Source organism: Methanothermobacter wolfeii, from assembly GCF_025397995.1.
GTDB classification, from domain to species: Archaea; Methanobacteriota; Methanobacteria; order Methanobacteriales; family Methanothermobacteraceae; genus Methanothermobacter; species Methanothermobacter wolfei.
Map to the genome: position 1 here is coordinate 957,948 of NZ_CP104550.1, position 17,606 is coordinate 975,553.

Sequence of the window (17,606 nt, forward strand, 5' to 3'; positions counted from 1 at the left end):
CTAAAACCTTACTAATATATTTTTCCATGAAAATTGTTTACACTTAAATGAATCATATACATTCATGAGCCAGATATTACTTCAGAACTCCTGCAGCAGGCTGAGAAAGGCTTCAGGATCCATACCATATATTCTGAGGGTCTTATGTCGGCTTTTATGACCTGATATGATCTCAACATCTTTACCGCAAATCTTTGAGAACTCCTTCATGATCTCCCTGTTTGCCTTTCCCTTCTCAGGGGGTGATTTTACCTTAACCACAAGTCTCTTTCTCCATTCATCATATGATGCTATTTCAAATCTTCCAGAACCCGGTGATACCTCAATATCCACCAGGAGATCATTCCCTGCCTTTCTCAGAGCATCCAATGCTACAGGCTCCATATTGATCCATCCAGATATTTGATCTGCTTGGTTTATGATAAAAATTTTACATGCCACGTATAAAAACCTGTGCCGGGGCACCGCAAAGTTTAAATATAAAAATGTAGATACTTTGTTTCACTCCCCGATCAGCACTCATTCTCATATGCAGGGGTGGTCGAGCGGTCAAAGGCGCTAGGTTGAGGGCCTAGTGGGGGAGTCCCTTCGCGGGTTCGAATCCCGTCCCCTGCACTATTCAAATACTATCATTAAGTGGGAAATAAAAAAAATGAAGTAACTATTTCTTGGACCAAACCATTAAGTCACAAATAAAAAAATTAAAGTAACTGTTTCTTTGATGAGCAGGAAAAAAATACCACAACAACTGTAAATATCCAGGCAGCTCATTCAACTATTATCTCCACTGTAAGCTCCTTGCCCTCCATGAGATCCCTTACAAGTTCCTCGCTGAGATCACAGGCTGCCTTATCAGCCCCTATCATGAGGGTCCTGCCGCATATGTAACTGCTCCTGCGGCAGACAATATCGGTGGGATGGTCCAGGGTTAAGTCAGGGTGCCCGTAACCCCTCACCTCATCGAATCCATTTTCAGTACGTAAAACGAGTCTTATCCTTGCAGAAGGATCCCTTATGGCCCTTTTAATTTCCTCAGGAATTGTTGATACTGAATCAGATGATGAAACACCTATAATACAGTCGGCTGTTTTCCCTATCTGCGGGTCCACAGTAACCTCAAGGGTTGTCCTGTGCCTGGCAGAAACATTCGGATGACCCCTAGCCCTCAGGGTATATCTCATCCCTCCCACTTAACCACCTCCAGAAACATGGGGTTTCTGCAGGGTTCAGAAACAGTTAAGAGACAGGACACATCATTACACCTCCCCACAGGCCCCCACCTGGATAATTTTTCATTGAAGCGCGTCCTGCCACTTCCCTATGTGGGAAACTGATATTTCATTGCCCCATCATTACCATGCTTATCACTGTTATCTAAAGCAACCATCTGCCACCACAAGGCATCACCCAGATTAACCCTGCAGAAACCAGAATAAGTTATTACCGATGAAAAATATAAATTTTACTAAAACTTTCTTGCTGTGATAATACCATGGAAGAGTATTACTTCAACGGGAGCAGATTGACTTAATTGATAGATGTCTGAACATGATTATTATATGATTCATATGAAGGGTACATACTGCCTCATCATAAGGTCCGATGGATCAGAGATGGATGTGGGAAGGCTTGGTAGAAGGGTCTTCCAGAAGGGATTCTATGTCTATGTTGGTTCAGGTTTCGGTTCCCTTGAAGGACGGATAAGGAGGCACCTTAAGAAGGAAAAAAGGTTGAGGTGGCATATAGATTACCTTCTCAGGGAGGCTGTGGTTGAAAGGGTCCTCTATACCACAGATGAACGAAGACTTGAATGCACCATCTCAGAGAAGCTCCATGGTCCATCCTCAGTAACTGGCTTCGGGTGTTCGGACTGCCGGTGCAGCTCACACCTCCACTACTTCGAAAGCCTTGATGATGCTACAGGTGCCGTGCTTGAGGCAATGGAGGGCTCCGGCGCCAGGGTGAGTGAATGGAACCTGTGATCACATGCTCCAGACGCCCGGCATCATGTCCTTAAAAGTTTAATGCCGGCGCCAAGCATCAGAACCCCAAATATTAGCTTCAGGACAGAATACCATGGAGGCACGGGGCCGATGATGCCCCAGGGATAGAATGACAGACGGCCGGCAGAACAATCAGGACCCTGTAATGGCATGGAATATGCCAAGCTGAACATATCTCTCCAAAAAACACCTCCCCATAATTAATTATCCTTTGAATAAATGAATCTCCTGAAGAACTCCTCAAACTCGTCCTGATCCATGGGCTCGGGGACCGTGAAGTCTGTGTTACCATAGATTTCATCCGCAAGTTCCCTGTAAATAGCTGCCTGGTCTGAATCAGGAAACTTTTCAACAACAGTCTTTGCTTCAAGCTCGCTCTCCTGCACAAGGGGGCTTCTTGGAACAACACCGATAACCCTGGATCCTATCCTGGATGCGAAGGCCTCCACAATCTTAACCTCATCCCTTATACCTCTGCAGTTACATATAACCCCGCCAAGTCTGCCCTTGAGCTTCCTTACACCCCTTGCAATGTTGTTTGCAGCATAGAGTGACATGTACTCACCTGATGTCACAATGTAGACTTCATCGGCAAATTCCTCCCTGAGGGGAACCGCGAATCCTCCGCAGACAACGTCCCCCAGCACATCATAGATGATTATATCAGGGTCATCATCAAAGACACCCAGCCTCTCAAGGAGGTTCATTGCAACGATAACACCCCTCCCGGCACATCCCACACCCGGCTCAGGACCCCCGGATTCAACGCACCTCACACCACCAAAGCCCTCATGGACCACATCAGAAACATCAGGTTTCCGGTTCTCCTTCATGATATCGAGGACCGCAGGGATCCTCTGTCCATACAGGGTCCTGGTGGTGTCTGCCTTGGGGTCGCAGCCTATCACAAGGACCCTGTAGCTTGATGAGTAGGCTGCTGCCATGTTTGATACGATGGTGGATTTGCCTATACCTCCCTTACCATAAATGGCTATCCTCTTCATTGGCACACCCTGCTCACTTAACAAAGGCCCCTATAACATCTCCCCTTGTGATTATCCCTACAAGGTTTCCATCCTCATCAACAACAGGGAGCCTCTTTATATCATGCTTATCCATGAGTTCAGCTGCATCAGAGACAGATGCCTCGGGGGAGACCGTGATGACCTTCTCCTTCATTATCTCCTCAACAAGCATCACCGCAGCCTTCCTTATCCCCTTGGCTATCTCATCATACTCATGCTTCATTCTGATGGGAAGCTCCACAAGGTCCAGTGGGGATGGGAGTATAAGGTTGAGCCTTGGTGAATGGACCTCCAGGAGCCTCATTATATCCCCTTCACTTATTATACCCACAAGTTTCCCGTCATCATCAACAACAGGAGCCCCGCTGATCCTGTTCTCCCTGAGTACCCTGGCAGCCTCATGGATACTGTTCGTCCTCTTAACGGTTATAACATCACTCTGCATTGCATCCTTTACCTTTATCATCTATTCACCCCATTAACAGTACTTTATCTGACCTGAAAAATAACAGTTTCCCTGCCGGATATCCCCATGAAGCTGAAGATCAGTGAGCAGTGAAGTGGGTCATTGGGCTTTTCAGAGCCTCAAGGGCTGAAGAAGCATTAAACTGCTATAGACCGCACCAAGGGATAAATAAGATTATGAACCTTCAGAGCCTCAAGGGCTGAAGAAGTCATGGGAGGGCTGCGGCACCTCGAAAATAAAGAAAGGGTAAGCCCTGGGATCATCCCCGGTCCCTTGGGACCCTCCTGTAGACCAGGTCCCCCTCCCTGACCCTCCCTGATACAAGGATCCCTGCATGTCCATCCTCAACCCTCTCCACACTGCAGCCGTCTACCTGGATGGACTCAACCCTCTGTATCAGGGCGCCGGTGGTTCTGCCCTGGATTATTATCTCATCCCCCAGCTTTAGGGGTCTCCAGAGTCGCACCTCGGCCGCGCCTGCCTTCCGGTAGTAGTTCACAACCTCCCCAACATCGAGCTTAACATAATCCGAGACGTTGCCCGGACTCCCTGCCTCGGGCTCTGAGAAATAGAATCCCTTTCCAAGGCCCCTGTTAAACACCTTTTTAAGTTCCCGGAGCCACCTCTCCTCAAACCTCCATTCACCCTCAAGGTACCTGTCAACCGCCTCCCTGTACACACCCGTAACGGTCCCCACATAATCTGCGGGCCGGCCGCGCCCCTCTATCTTGAGGGCGGATACACCTGCATCCAGGAGCTCTGGGATGTGTTCAATCATGCAGAGGTCCCTGGGGCTTAGGAGGTAAGTTCTTATGTAACCTGAGGCATCTGTTTCAAGTTCAAACTCACCATCCTCGGATACAAGCCTCCACTTCTTTCTGCATGGCTGCAGGCACTCGCCACAGTTGGCGCTCCTCCCATAGAGGTATGAGCTCAGGTAGCACCTCCCTGACAGGGCTGTGCAGAGGGCTCCATGGACAAAGACCTCCACCTCGATGGGTGATGATGATGCTATACCGGAGATCTCATTAAGGGAAAGTTCCCTTGACAGTATAACCCTTGACACACCCATATCCTTCAGTACATGGAGGCTGCGGGTGTTTGATATGTTTGCCTGGACACTCACATGGACATCCAGACCGTTATCTGCTGCAAGGTCAACTGCTGCAAGGTCAGATGCTATGACAGCATCCACACCGGCAGAATGAAGTTCAGGGAGTATGAGTTCAAGCCTCTCAACATCCTCATCCCTGAGGGAGGTGTTGGTGCATACATAGAGCCGTGCACCGTAACCATGGGCCCTCTCAACGGCCTCCTCTATCTCATGGACCGTGAAGTTCCCTGCCCTTGCCCTCATATTGCAGCCCTCCAGGCCAAGGTAGACAGCATCAGCACCTGCCTTCAGGGCAGCCATGAGGGAGGGGAAGTCTCCTGCAGGTGATAGAAGTTCAGGCATGGTAACCACAGATTCATGTGAAAGAATCAGAGGCATGACCTTACTGACTCGTATTCCCTGATATTCCTGGGGAGGGGTGTGGGGTAGTCGCCGTCAAGGCATCCGGTGCAGAGGAAGCCCTTCTTGATACCTATGCATTCAACCAGGGATTCTATGCTGAGGTAGCCCAGTGAGTCAACACCTATAATCTTCCTTATCTCCTCAACATCCCTGTCGGATGCTATAAGTTCCCTCTTGGTTGCCATTGCTATACCGTAGTAGCATGGGGACTTTATGGGTGGACATCCTATCCTCAGGTGTATCTCCTCTGCCCCCGCATCCCTTATGATATCGATGAGGGCCCTTGAGGTGGTCCCCCTCACAATACTGTCATCCACAAGGACTATCCTTTTACCCTCAAGTTCAGACCTTATGGGGTTCATCTTGAGTTTAACCGCGGTTTCACGCTCCTCCTGTGTGGGCATTATGAAGGTGCGGCCAACGTACCTGTTCTTGATGAGGCCCTCCCCGTAGGGTATCCCTGAGATCCTTGAATAGCCGATAGCAGCAGGTATTGATGAATCAGGGACCGGGACAACCACGTCTGCATCGGCGGGGTGCTCCCTGTAGAGGGCCTCCCCGATGTTCAGGCGGACCCTGTAAACGTTACGGCCATCGATGACACTGTCCGGGCGTGCGAAGTACACGTATTCAAACATGCAGTGGGCCCTCCGTGTGTCCGGTGCATTGGCAACCCAGTGGGAGTTTCCCCTGTTGAGGTGGAGTATCTCCCCTGGCTGGACATCCCTCACGTGTTCGGCTCCTATAACATCAAAGGCCACGGTCTCTGATGCCACCATCTGCACGGGTCCCTTCCTTGCAAAGGCCAGGGGCTTTATACCCACAGGGTCCCTTACAACGTAGAGGTCATCATTCAGGAGCACCACAAGTGAATAGGAGCCTATGAGCTGCTCTGAAACCCGCTTTATCGCCCCCACCATGTTAGGGTTTTTATCGTATTCCCTGCTCAGGAGGTGGCAGATCACCTCAGAATCTGTTGTTGATATGAAGCTGTGGCCTTCATCCTCCAGTTCAGCCCTTAGCTCCATTGAATTGATTATGTCTCCATTGTGGGCTATTGCTATCCTTCCTCCCTGGAATTCGCTCCAGAATGGCTGTGAATTTTCAATCCTTGACTTTCCAGTGGTTGAATAGCGGACATGTCCTATACCCACACTTCCCCTGAGCTCTGCGAGTTTCTCAGGGTCAAAGACGTCGCAGACAAGCCCCATGCCCCTGTGGGTCCGCATCTCATCACCGTCAAAGGTTGAAATTCCTGCAGATTCCTGTCCGCGGTGCTGGAGTGCGTAGAGTGCATAGTATATCTGGGAGGCCACGTTGATGTTCTTATCTGCTGAGTAAATCCCTACAATACCGCATTTATCTCTCACTTTAGATTCTCCCTGCAAGAAGGTTTTTAGGGTCACTCCGGTGATTCATCATCCTTCTCAACAAAAACCAGAGCTGATTTGATAATCCTGAGCCATTCAATGGCATCATCCCGTGATGGTGCTGCAATGGATCCCTGACCCATTATAATGCCATCGGGTTTTATATGGTCCGTTACAAAATAAATCCTTTCAAGGTCCCCTGGATCCTCATCAAAGGCCTCATTCCAGAGTTCCCTTATTGAAAAGGTTTCAAGAAGATTCTTTTCTTCAATTTCAGAAAAACGAGTTTTGAGCTCAGAGTACTGTTCCTCAAGGGCCCTGAGTTTTTCCCTGACCCCCATCAGTTCATCCTTAAGGGAATTCAGAGTCGCCCTCTCAGTCTCGATTTCATCCCTGAGTCTCTTATTTTCCTCTTTAAGGGCGCTGTTTTCAGAGGATAACTCCTCTAACTTCCCATTGCACTCATTGAGCGCATGCTCCATGTCCCTCAGGTCCTTTACACCTGAAATTGTATGGAGCCCGGCCCTTATGATGGCGTTTTCTATTTCTTCCCTTATGAGTTCCGGGTCGAGGTATTCCACGTCGTGACCGTAGGGGAGTTTCATCCTTTCAATGTGCCCGACAATACCCTTCAGGGCTTCGCGGAATTTATCTGCAAGTTCTCTTCCTGTCTGATCAACATCTGTTGCTATAAGGACTATATCAGCGCCCTCAACCGCCTTCATGGCAATCTCGAGGCTTGTTGTCGGCACTATGGATGAGACAGTTATATGGTACTTTGCCCCGAGGGATACCTTCTGGAGCGCCCTTGAAACGCTCTCAACATCAGAGGCTCCCTCAACGATTATCCGCACATCAACAGGGCCCTTATTATCCATTTATTTCAACCTTTGGCCTGTAATTTTCTTGTTCTGCCAGTTATAACGCCTTATACGGCTTGATCTTCCAAAGCCACAGGCGGCGCAGACCTTCTTACGCACGTGGTATGAGTTTTTACCGCAGCGTCTGCATCTTATATGAAGATTCTTATTACGCTTACCAAATGATGGAGTACCTTTCATCTTTTAATCCTCCTAAAACAAGTTCCATTAATGTAAAATTCAGTCTTCCTCAGATATAAATTAGCGTCCCTCAGGGGGATATGTACACTATATTATCTCCACGGATAAGGACGGTTCCAAGCCTCCTTGTGACCTCCCCATCCTCAAGTTCCTCTGCATCGTTGAGCACGAGGTTCATGTGGAGATCAAAGCTCTTTAAAACCCCTCTGAACTCCCTGTCGCCTTTCAACTTGATTATAACAGGGGAGTTCAGTGAATTGCCAAGGGCATCAAGTGGTCTCTGTACATTAACTCTCTGTGAACTCACATCTATCACCTATCCTTAGATTAAGATCTGCCAAGATTATATTTAAACCTAACTGGACATCTGAAATCTTGCGGTCAGATACTCCATTTTTCTATTCTAATAGTATATATAGGTTTCTTACCCCCAGGACCCATAGATCTGCCATGTGTGGGTAAACTGATTTTAATCACCTTAAACATATAATGGTATAATCTGTTTGCCTGTGAAATCTACAGTGAAAGGGTGTGAATGTGAAGGTAAGAAAGAGGTATCATCTGAAGAAAAAGAAGCTCAGGGAGATTAAGGAAGGGCTCGGTGACTATGCCGGGATAATACCCGACAGGGCCACCGTTGAGATCCTGGAAACCGATGATGAAAACCTGATCCTGGTGGATGGCAGGCCCATGGTCATGCTCATCGATGATAAACCCTTCCCCACACTGAAGGGTGCCCTTGGAACTGAAATTAAGAAGGGCTACGTTGTGGTTGACATGGGCGCTGTGAGGTTCCTTGCAAACGGAGCCGATGTTATGAGCCCTGGTATCGTTGATGCTGACCCCATGATAGGGGAGAATGACACGGTCATCGTGGTTGATGAGAAACACCGCAAACCCCTCGCAGTGGGTATAAGCCTTATGAGCGGGCCTGAAATGGTTGAGAAGGATTCAGGGAAAGCCGTTAAAACCATACACTATATAGGGGATAGGATCTGGAATCTGGAGGTCTGAAGGTGGTTCGGCTGAACCTTGACGCGGGGAACATCCTCTCAGAGAAGGTCCACAGGATAGGTGTGATTGCACTGGGCTCCCACCTTGAAAACCATGGCCCTGCACTCCCCATTGACACCGACTCCAAGATAGCATCATACATAGCCCTTGAGGCTGCTCTGCGCACAGGAGCAAGGTTCCTGGGTGTGATCTACGGTGCGGCAGAGTTCCCCTACGTTAAACATGGAATCCACATGGAACCGGAGGAACTGGTTGAGAAGGAACTCAAACCGACTCTCAGGAAGGCCAGAAGACTCCTGAAGCTTGATGCCGTGGTTATCGTGAATGCCCACGGCGGTAACGACCTTGAAGATTACATGGAGGACCTCATGGAGGAACTGGACCTTGAGATCGTCTGGAACAGCAGGATGGTTGAAATTGAGGGCCCCCATGCAGGAAGCGGTGAGTTATCCGCAGGTTTAATCCTTGGAATTGCGGATTTAGGAAGGCTGGATGAATGCAGACCCGAACTTTACCCTGAAATAGGGATGATAGGCCTTAAGGAGGCCCGTGAATCTAACAGGGAAATTGACCGGGCTGCGAGGACCTGTGAAAAGGAGGGTATAAACCCTGACCCTGTCCTCGGCCAGAGGCTGCTTGAAGATGCTGTTGAGAGTGCTGTAAGGGATATAAAGAACCTTCTTGACCTTATTGACTGAAAGGAATCTAGGCCACTCCGATGTCATCGGAGGGTCCGTTGAATACAGCTTCATGATGATACCCTTAAGCAGAACGGCCCTCAGCGTGCTGAAGGAAAGGTACCTTCTGAGGGATGAGAATGGCGATATTGTAGAGACACCCGAGGACATGTTCAGGAGGGTTGCAGGGGCCGTTGCACTTGCAGATGAATTCTATGGTGAGGATGTCAGAAAGGCTGAGGAAACCTTCTATTCCATGATGTCCCGACTGGAGTTTCTCCCAAACTCCCCCACACTCATGAACGCAGGGACATCCATCAACCAGCTCTCAGCATGTTTTGTTCTCCCGGTTCCTGATTCAATTGAGGGCATATTTGACTCGCTCCGGGATATGGCCATAATCCACAGGTCAGGGGGTGGTGTTGGTTTCTCCTTCTCTGATCTGAGACCTGAGGGCGATGTTGTTGCATCAACCATGGGTGTGGCCTCAGGTCCTGTTTCATTTATGAGGATATTTGATGTTGCAGTTGACGTTATAAAACAGGGCGGGCGCAGGAGGGGTGCCAATATGGGTGTTCTGCGGGTTAACCACCCTGACATACTCGGTTTCATAGATGCCAAGACATCCGAGGGACCCCTCAGTAACTTCAACCTCTCTGTCTCCGTACCTGACAGCTTCATGGAGAGGCCTGGCAGAGTCGACCTCATAAACCCGCGGACGGGTGAAACCGTTGACTCCCTTTCCTCAGGGACCATACTGAGGGCGATGGTGAAGGCTGCCTGGAGGTGCGGAGACCCCGGGGTTATATTTGAGGACCGGATAAACCGTTACAACCCCACCCCATCCCTTGGCAGGATAGAAGCCACAAATCCCTGCGTGACAGCAGAAACCATGGTCATGACAGGAGAAGGACCCCTGAGGGTCGCTGAACTCATAGGAAGACCATTCCTTGCTGAAGTGAACGGCTATCTGTACCCGTGCAGTTCAGGTTTCTTTAAGACGGGAGTCCGGGATGTCTATGAACTCAGGACCAGGGAGGGCTGCAGTCTGAGACTGACAGATGACCACAGGATCCTTGTAATGGATGATGGTCCGGTCTGGCGGGCTGCCGGTGACCTTGAAAGGGGTGACCTTCTTGTCATGAACAGTAGGGCGGCTGGGTGGGGTTTATGGAACCATGAACGCAGGGATGAAGTGAATAGCTTCAATGCTGCAGGAAATTCAGGGCACCGTGAACCAATAAATGATAAACAGGAGCTGGTAGAGGCAGTACGCACCACCCTACCTGTTGTGAACCATAAACCAATAAATGATAAACAGGAGCCCGCGACCCATGAAAGTGAAGGATCCATCGGGAACATCCTTCTGGATGAAGATCCAGGTTCCGGTGAAATGATGGTCCTCTCCACCTTCTCCGGACTCAAAAGTAGGGGTGTGGAGGAGGTCTATGATGCAAGTGTCCCAGGCATCAACGCCTTCGCTGCCAATGGATTCCTGGTCCATAACTGTGGAGAGCAGCCGCTCCTCCCCTATGAATCATGCAACCTGGGATCAATAAACCTCGGGTTAATGGCTGGGCCCGGGGGTGTTAAATGGGACAGGCTTGCCAAGACCGTCCACAGGGCCGTGCACTTCCTTGATAACGTGATTGATGTTAACAGTTACCCCCTGAGGAGGATACAGAGGACCACCAGGAGGACCAGGAAGATCGGTCTTGGTGTTATGGGATTTGCCGACATGCTGATAAGGCTCGGGGTGCCCTACAGTTCAGACGCCGCCCTCAGGGTTGCCGGGAGGGTTATGGCCTTCATAGAAAGGGAGGCCCGCAGTGCTTCAATGAAACTTGCAGTGGAAAGGGGTTCCTTCCCTGCATTCTCAGGGAGCAGATGGGACCTTGAGGGATTTGAATGTATGAGGAACGCCACACTGACAACAATCGCACCCACCGGTTCACTCAGTATAATAGCAGGTGTCAGCAGCGGCATTGAACCCCTATTCGCGGTTTCATTTAAAAGGAACATCATGGGCAGGGTTTTTCATGAAATTAACCCCCTGTTGAGGGAAGCGGCCCTGAGGGAGGGCCTTGACACCGGGACCCTGAAGAGGATAGTCTCAAAGGGAACGCTCAGGGACATGCCCGGCGTACCTGAATCAATGAGGAGGCTATTTGTCACCGCCCATGAGATAGACCCCGTCTTCCATGTTAAAATGCAGGCGGCCTTCCAGAGACACGTTGATAATGCCGTCTCAAAAACAGTTAACCTCCCGGAGAATGCAACACCCTCAGACGTTGAAAGGGTGTTCATGGCGGCATACAGACTTGGATGTAAGGGTGTGACCGTCTACAGGTATGGCAGTAAAAGGAAGGAGGTTCTCCAGTTTCCAGAGTATGCAGGTTCCTGCAGGGATATGACATGTCCCAATTAGAGAACATGAACGAATATCCTGAATCAGTTGTAAGATGGGAGGATTATTAGAAGGTGATAAAATGGACACCATATAACCTTCATAATCCTCCACCTTCCATTTTATTACCCGTGGTTTATAAAGATATCGGGGGCGGCTAGAAGACCGCCGGTTCACTCATGGGAATAGTTTCAGGCTGTAACAAGGTAAACAACAAAATCCCCGTTTTCATAGACCTTCCTGAGGTATGGATATTCAAGTCTATCTACCCGGGTCTTGCTGCCATAGAACAGGAAGTTATCCCTGGCCCTGAAGGTGAAGTTCCCATCAGCCTTCAGTCTCCTGTCAAATACAAGGTACTTTATTCTCTTCTCATGGAGTTTGGATGGTTTCAGTGCATCGGGATCCGTGAACAGGATGGGGTTAACCTTCTGATCAGAGTATGCCGCGACAAAACCCATGGTATAGTAGTTAGAAAATGCTGCGACTCCTCCCTGCTCCCTGAACCATTCTGCAAGTTCATACTCAGACTCGGATGGGGGGGCTATCTGTATACGCCCATAGGGCGTCATTGCACCATAATCAGCTGTCTTTGGAGATGTTATGTGTGCATATCCCTGGAAGAGTGCCACAAAGAGGACTGATACGAAAAATATTCCTGCAGCCACCCTGCTCTTCCTCTCGATGATCCCTGAACAGTATCTGAGTCCCGCTGCCCCCAGGATGCTGAGGGGGATCATCATGTAAATGAGGACCCTGTAGGATATAACATTGATACCGATGTAGTATCCCTTTGAGAGTATCAACATGGAAAGGATCCATGATACTATGAAAAGGTCCCTTAAACCTCGTTTTCTGACTGCAGCGACCAATCCAGGAATTGAGAGGAGGGCAGTAAGGTAACCGAATGCACCGGGGTAATGCAGAATACTCATACCCCTTGAAAACTGAAGACCCGTGCTCACACCACCAGCTCCACCCGTACTCTTAACATAAAGGGCCGGAAGCCACCAGATGGATGCTATGATGATTCCTACGATTAAAAATGCAAGGTAGCCGGTGGCCGTCCTCTTAAGAGCACCCACACTACCTGAAACAATATTCGCGACTGCAACTGCAGCTGTTATTAATGTAACAGAAAATACAAGGCACACAGTTGCTGCAGGATGTATAAGTGCAACGGTGCCCATGAGAGCCCCTGATAAAAGGGCGGATACTAATCTATCCCTTTCCTCCCTGAAAAACTCATAGTACATGTAGATACTGAAGGGAAGTATAATGAGGGCCATGTTCTCGGGTATGGGTGAGACGGATCTTACGGCAACGGAGCCTGAGATGAAGAGTATCCCTGCGGCCAGACCAGTATACCTGTCCTCATAGAACCTGGAAGCCACGATGGTAACCGATAGGACTATTGCTGAGATTAGAACAGGCTGCATGAACCTGGCGGCCTCGAAGAGACCTGTCTGAAGGATATATGATACAAGGATCAGGGTGAGGTGGAAGATTGGAGGATAATTGATTATATTTCCTGAAGGAGCATTATAGAGAGGATCATGCAACGTCAGCCCCTCCAGCATGTAAACCCTTGCAAGGTGTATGTGGTAGTATATATCCCATCCAATGGGCCACTGATACCTCACCGTGACGAGGATTCCTATTATAAATGCGCATAATGCTGGTATAATATAAAGGAACTTACCATGGTCTCTATTTAACATGATGACACCTTCCAGAATGCTGACTTAAATATGGATATGGACTCCATATAAAATTACATCATGAGCAGATACTGATGAGATCCTTGCAGAATTCCTGCAGATATGGACTCCATATAAAATTGCATCATGAGGCAGCATTAATTGAAAGATGATGTGTGGAGAGAAAAATAAGGCAGATTATCATATCCGCCCCATCTCTATACCCCTTATGATCCTTGAACACTCCCTTACAGTCTTTTTCTTCCGGAATGCTGATGCAATCCTTTTAACCGCCTCAAGGGTCCGTACGGTTGAGTCAAGCCAGCTGAATATATCCCCTGGATAGGCCTGGATCTGATATCCTGATAGAAGTCCCCTGCTTATATCAGCAGGGTCCTCCCCCCTCAGCCTCCTGTCTATTATATGACGGGACAGTTTACTCTGGATACAGCCACAGAAGGGCCTTTCCCTGCACTCACATGATAGGAAGTCCATCTGAAGTTTCAGAACAGCCTCCTGGAGTCTGCTATCCAGTTTAACAAGGTTATCCCCCCCTGAGAGTATGTCAAGGGTTGAATCTGCCATCAGCCTCGTTGAAAATTTAGCCTTCACTGCCTGACTCAGCTTCCTGTGGAGTCTCCCTGAAAGGTACGCTGATGTGAAGGGTTCCATTTCAAGGGCAACGTCAAGGGGGTTCCCCTGGAGGTTTGACCTGATGTACTCGGCGTCCCCTGGTTTGATGAAGGACCTTGATACGGCCATACCGTAGGGTGTGACCTCAATTCCACTCTCTGTGGTGATCATACCATAGGATTCAAGGATTTCAAGGGCTCTTCCGGGTTCAAGGATCCATGAGCCATCCCCCGAGATATCGGACCTCCTCCTGAGTGCCCCTGAACTTACATCTGCAAGGATGTGTTCAAGAACATCCTCCTCAGAATAGTGGACATCAACAGGGTCCGGTCCGCTTTCAAGGAGTTCAAGGGCCTTCACCTCCTCTGTTTCTCCATCAAATTCCATTCCAGCCTCTGCAAGGACATATACAATTCCCCTGTCATGATAGGATGGCCTCCCGGCCCTTCCAAGCATCTGTGAAAACTCGTTGGCCGTCAGCCACCGGTTACCCATAAGGAGCGTCTCAAAAATAACCTGTGATGCTGGAAAATCAACTCCAGCTGCAAGGGCGGCTGTTGTTACAATGGCAGCAAGCTTCTGGGAGGCGAACGCCTTCTCTATCCTCTGCCTTTCCCTGTAGGATAGACCCGCATGGTAGGCAGCTGCACTGACCCTGTTCCTTGTAAGGTATTCTGCAATGAGCCTCGTCTTCCTCCGTGAGTTTGTGAAGATTATGGTCTGGCCATGGAATCCTCTCTCTGACTTCAGGGAGAACTCCCGCTCTGCAAGCCTGAGTATGAGGTTCTTCTTCTCCTCAGGGCTCCTTGAAAATACAATGTGCCTCTCAAGGGGTACGGGTCTTCTATCATACTCAACGAGTCTCAGACCAAAATCCGAGGCTATCTCCTCAGTGTTCTTCACGGTTGCAGAGAGTGCTATGATCTGGGCCTCAGGGAATAACCCCTTTATCCTCCTTATCATCCCGTTAAGCCTCGAACCCCTCTCCTCATCCTCAAGGGTGTGTATCTCATCCACCACAACCACCCCTACCCTGCCAAGTCTCTCAGCCCCTCCTGACCTCAGGATATAATCAAAGCCCTCATAGGTACCCACTATGATGTCAGAAGATGACGGATCGGTTTCCGGAATCTTCAGTTCTTCACGGGCCCTTATCCTGCTCATACCAACCTTTATGGCTGTTTTAAGACCGAGACGTGAGTATCTCCCCTTAAAGTCCCTGTATTTCTGGTTTGCCAGTGCCACGAGGGGTGTGAGGTATATGAACCTTTCACCGGCCATTGCCCGGGGTATGCCTGCAAGTTCACCTATTAGTGTCTTTCCACTTGCAGTTGCAGATACCACCATGAGATCCTCACCCTCAAGGAGGCCCGAATCAACCGCAAGTACCTGCACCGGCCTCAGTACACGGTTACCCTCCCTTTTAAGTATCCTTATGAATCCCTCGGGAATCCCCAGTTTATCCACCGGGACCTGTGGTGTCCTGTCAGCCCCTGAGGTGACCGTATCATAGAGGGTTAATCTCCTGTTATCAAGGGGGTCAAAACGGGGTGATATGACCTCAAGGACCTCCTCGAGGGGTATCCCCCTCCTGATGAGCCTCCTGAGATTCCTGTATACCAAGACATCAAGGCCCGAGTACCTGAGTTCCCTCTTGATCACCTCATCAACGCACCTTGAGCATATCCTCTGGCCGGAGTACACCGTTGATGACCTTGAATTCACAACAGTAACGTACCCCTCATGGAGGCAGTGCTGGCAGACCCTTGTGTGCCTGTACCTGATACCGTAGGCTGATAGGAGTTCCTCGAGTTCCTCATCATGGCCCGTGAGGAAGACTGCCTGTTTCTTCATCAGTTTAAGTGCCTCTGAGGGTTTCCTGAGGCTTTCCTTCCCATCCCTTTCTATGGTGAACCTCGCTATCCTTGGACCGGACCCTGTCTTCTGGACCTTTAACCTCCCCCAGAATGGGGGTTTCCTGCGGGTGTTGAGGGCTCCGCTGGGTTTTCCTGCAGGGATAAAATCAACTGACCTTTTTCTCCTGTTTAAAATTATCATTCTACCGCTCAAGAAAAAAATATTAGGTTTCCTTCTTCTTTAGAAGCTCAACTGCCATTTCACGGAGTTTGAACTTCTGGACCTTCCCGCTTGCAGTCAGTGGGAACTCATCCACAAAGAACACGTGCTTGGGGACCTTGTACCTTGCTATCCTCTGGATCGCATAGTCCCGGACGTCCTCTTCAAGGAGATCCGCGTCATCCTCCTTTATGATGAAGGCCCCTACTATTTCACCGTACTTCTCATCGGGTATACCGACTACCTGCACGTCCTTTACACCCGGCATGGTGTGGAGGAATTCCTCGATCTCCCTGGGGTAAATGTTCTCGCCGCCGCGGATGATCATGTCCTTTATACGGCCCACGATTGAGTAGTAGCCGTCCTCATCCATCACCGCAAGGTCTCCGCTGTGGAGCCATCCATCCTCGTCTATGGCCTCGGCCGTCATCTCGGGCATCTTGTAGTAGCCCTTCATGACGTTGTAGCCGCGGCAGCAGATCTCACCCGGCTCTCCGGGTCCAAGTTCCTCCCCGGTCTCGGGGTCAACTATCTTGACCTCTATGTGGGGGAGGGGTGTCCCCACGGTTTCGACACGTTTCTCTATGGGGTCATCAACACTTGTCTGTGTGAATACAGGTGAGGCCTCTGTGAGTCCGTAGGCTATGGTTACCTCCTTCATGTTCATGTCGTTCATGACGCGTTTCATTGCCTCGATGGGGCATGGTGAACCTGCCATGATCCCTGTACGGAGTGATGAGAGGTCGAACATGTCAAACATCGGGTGTGTGAATTCTGCTATGAACATTGTGGGAACGCCGTAGAGGGCCGTGCACTTCTCCTTCTCAACAGCTGCAAGGACCAGGAGGGGGTCGAAGAGTTCTATCATGACCAGGGTGCCTCCATGGGTAAGGATGGCCAGCACACCCAGCACTATCCCGAAGCAGTGGAAGAGGGGGACCGGGAGGCAGAGCCTGTCCTCCTCTGTGAACCTCTGTCTCTCACCGATGTAGTAGCCGTTGTTGAGTATGTTCCTGTGTGTCAGCATGACCCCCTTGGGGAACCCTGTTGTCCCTGAGGTGTACTGCATGTTGATCACATCCGTGTTCCTGAGTTCTGCAGCCGCCTCCTCAAGTTTACTGTCAGGGACGTGTCTTCCAAGGAGCATGAGTTCGTGGGTGTTGTACATTCCCCTGTGTTTCTGGGCGCCTATGTAGATGACGCTCCTGAGTTCAGGGAACCTTTCACTCCTGAGGTGGCCCCTTTCATGGGTTTTAAGTTCAGGGACGAGCTCGTAGAGTGTCTGAATGTAGTCAACATCCCTGAAGCCGTCTATGATTGCTATTGCCTTCATATCAGACTGTTTCATGACGTATTCCAGTTCATGGCTCCTGTAGGCTGTGTTTACCGTTACAAGGACGGCGCCGATCTTTGCTGTTGCAAAGAGAAATGTGAGCCAGTCCGGAACGTTAGTGGCCCAGATACCCACGTGGTCGCCCTTCTTTATTCCTATAGACAGGAGGCCCTTGGCCATGAGGTTGACCCTGTCATTGAACTCCCTGTAGGTGAATCTAAGGTCCCTGTCTGGGTAAACTATGAATTCCTTATAAGCGTACCTTTCAACCTGTTTTTCAAAAAATTCTCCTATTGTATCCTCTGTGAAAACCATAAATCCACCC

16 protein-coding genes and 1 tRNA gene are annotated in these 17,606 nt (G+C 49.6%); 5 read left to right on the forward strand and 12 right to left on the reverse strand.

The features are described from left to right. Window positions 1-81 precede the first annotated feature (81 nt). On the reverse strand, window positions 82-369 hold the full coding sequence (locus tag N5910_RS05165; RefSeq protein ID WP_261599373.1) for a DUF167 domain-containing protein: 288 nt from the start codon (window positions 367-369) through the stop codon (window positions 82-84). Window positions 370-531: 162 nt separating this feature from the next. Between N5910_RS05165 and N5910_RS05170 the strand changes: the two genes are divergently transcribed. Next, a tRNA-Leu gene (locus tag N5910_RS05170) sits at window positions 532-615 on the forward strand. Between the two features lie 152 nt (window positions 616-767). Here the strand turns inward: N5910_RS05170 and N5910_RS05175 are convergent. Next, window positions 768-1,181, reverse strand: coding sequence for a DUF371 domain-containing protein (locus N5910_RS05175; protein ID WP_074359759.1), 414 nt, complete (start codon window positions 1,179-1,181; stop codon window positions 768-770). Between the two features lie 378 nt (window positions 1,182-1,559). On the opposite strand from N5910_RS05175, the gene N5910_RS05180 reads away from it, so the two are divergent. Next, entirely contained in the window at window positions 1,560-1,982 is a 423-nt protein-coding gene (locus N5910_RS05180) for a GIY-YIG nuclease family protein (RefSeq protein WP_238337842.1), read from the forward strand. A gap of 221 nt (window positions 1,983-2,203) precedes the next feature. Here N5910_RS05180 and cfbC read toward each other — a convergent pair whose 3' ends face one another. From cfbC to N5910_RS05215, 7 genes are all read right to left on the reverse strand, one after another. Continuing rightward, complete coding sequence (gene cfbC, locus N5910_RS05185) at window positions 2,204-3,007, reverse strand: Ni-sirohydrochlorin a,c-diamide reductive cyclase ATP-dependent reductase subunit (RefSeq protein ID WP_074359020.1); 804 nt, start codon at window positions 3,005-3,007, stop codon at window positions 2,204-2,206. A gap of 13 nt (window positions 3,008-3,020) precedes the next feature. Next, window positions 3,021-3,494, reverse strand: coding sequence for a CBS domain-containing protein (locus N5910_RS05190; RefSeq protein WP_074359021.1), 474 nt, complete (start codon window positions 3,492-3,494; stop codon window positions 3,021-3,023). 259 nt (window positions 3,495-3,753) lie between these two features. Further along, window positions 3,754-4,950 carry a peptidase U32 family protein gene (locus tag N5910_RS05195; protein ID WP_074359761.1) on the reverse strand — a complete coding sequence of 399 codons (1,197 nt, stop codon included), beginning with the start codon at window positions 4,948-4,950 and terminating at the stop codon, window positions 3,754-3,756. A gap of 26 nt (window positions 4,951-4,976) precedes the next feature. Beyond that, window positions 4,977-6,380 (reverse strand): amidophosphoribosyltransferase, encoded by a 1,404-nt coding sequence (gene purF, locus N5910_RS05200; RefSeq protein WP_191215997.1) that lies wholly within the window; start codon window positions 6,378-6,380, stop codon window positions 4,977-4,979. 32 nt (window positions 6,381-6,412) lie between these two features. Further along, on the reverse strand, window positions 6,413-7,258 hold the full coding sequence (locus N5910_RS05205) for a toprim domain-containing protein (RefSeq protein ID WP_074359023.1): 846 nt from the start codon (window positions 7,256-7,258) through the stop codon (window positions 6,413-6,415). Continuing rightward, the gene (locus N5910_RS05210) at window positions 7,259-7,441 is read right to left on the reverse strand and encodes a 50S ribosomal protein L37e (RefSeq protein WP_074359024.1); all 183 of its coding nucleotides are present in this window, start codon (window positions 7,439-7,441) and stop codon (window positions 7,259-7,261) included. 70 nt (window positions 7,442-7,511) lie between these two features. Continuing rightward, on the reverse strand, window positions 7,512-7,748 hold the full coding sequence (locus tag N5910_RS05215; protein WP_013295846.1) for an LSm family protein: 237 nt from the start codon (window positions 7,746-7,748) through the stop codon (window positions 7,512-7,514). A 224-nt stretch (window positions 7,749-7,972) separates the two neighbouring features. Between N5910_RS05215 and N5910_RS05220 the strand changes: the two genes are divergently transcribed. From N5910_RS05220 to N5910_RS05230, 3 genes are read left to right on the forward strand one after another with little or no spacing between them, the layout of a single operon-like run. Beyond that, complete coding sequence (locus N5910_RS05220; RefSeq protein WP_191215998.1) at window positions 7,973-8,455, forward strand: DUF1947 domain-containing protein; 483 nt, start codon at window positions 7,973-7,975, stop codon at window positions 8,453-8,455. Window positions 8,456-8,457: 2 nt separating this feature from the next. Next, window positions 8,458-9,153: a 2-amino-5-formylamino-6-ribosylaminopyrimidin-4(3H)-one 5'-monophosphate deformylase gene (gene arfB, locus N5910_RS05225; protein WP_074359026.1), complete on the forward strand. Its 696-nt coding sequence runs from the start codon at window positions 8,458-8,460 to the stop codon at window positions 9,151-9,153. Continuing rightward, window positions 9,146-11,560 (forward strand): ribonucleotide reductase N-terminal alpha domain-containing protein, encoded by a 2,415-nt coding sequence (locus tag N5910_RS05230; protein ID WP_191215999.1) that lies wholly within the window; start codon window positions 9,146-9,148, stop codon window positions 11,558-11,560. The genes arfB and N5910_RS05230 overlap by 8 nt, the downstream gene beginning before the upstream one ends. Window positions 11,561-11,730: 170 nt before the next feature. Here N5910_RS05230 and N5910_RS05235 read toward each other — a convergent pair whose 3' ends face one another. The 3 genes from N5910_RS05235 to N5910_RS05245 form a co-directional block, all read right to left on the reverse strand. Beyond that, window positions 11,731-13,260, reverse strand: a complete 1,530-nt coding sequence (locus N5910_RS05235) for a glycosyltransferase family protein (protein WP_261599374.1) — start codon at window positions 13,258-13,260, stop codon at window positions 11,731-11,733. 180 nt (window positions 13,261-13,440) lie between these two features. Continuing rightward, window positions 13,441-15,930, reverse strand: coding sequence for a DUF5814 domain-containing protein (locus N5910_RS05240; RefSeq protein ID WP_074359027.1), 2,490 nt, complete (start codon window positions 15,928-15,930; stop codon window positions 13,441-13,443). Between the two features lie 22 nt (window positions 15,931-15,952). Beyond that, window positions 15,953-17,596, reverse strand: a complete 1,644-nt coding sequence (locus N5910_RS05245) for an AMP-binding protein (protein WP_074359028.1) — start codon at window positions 17,594-17,596, stop codon at window positions 15,953-15,955. Window positions 17,597-17,606: the final 10 nt, after the last annotated feature.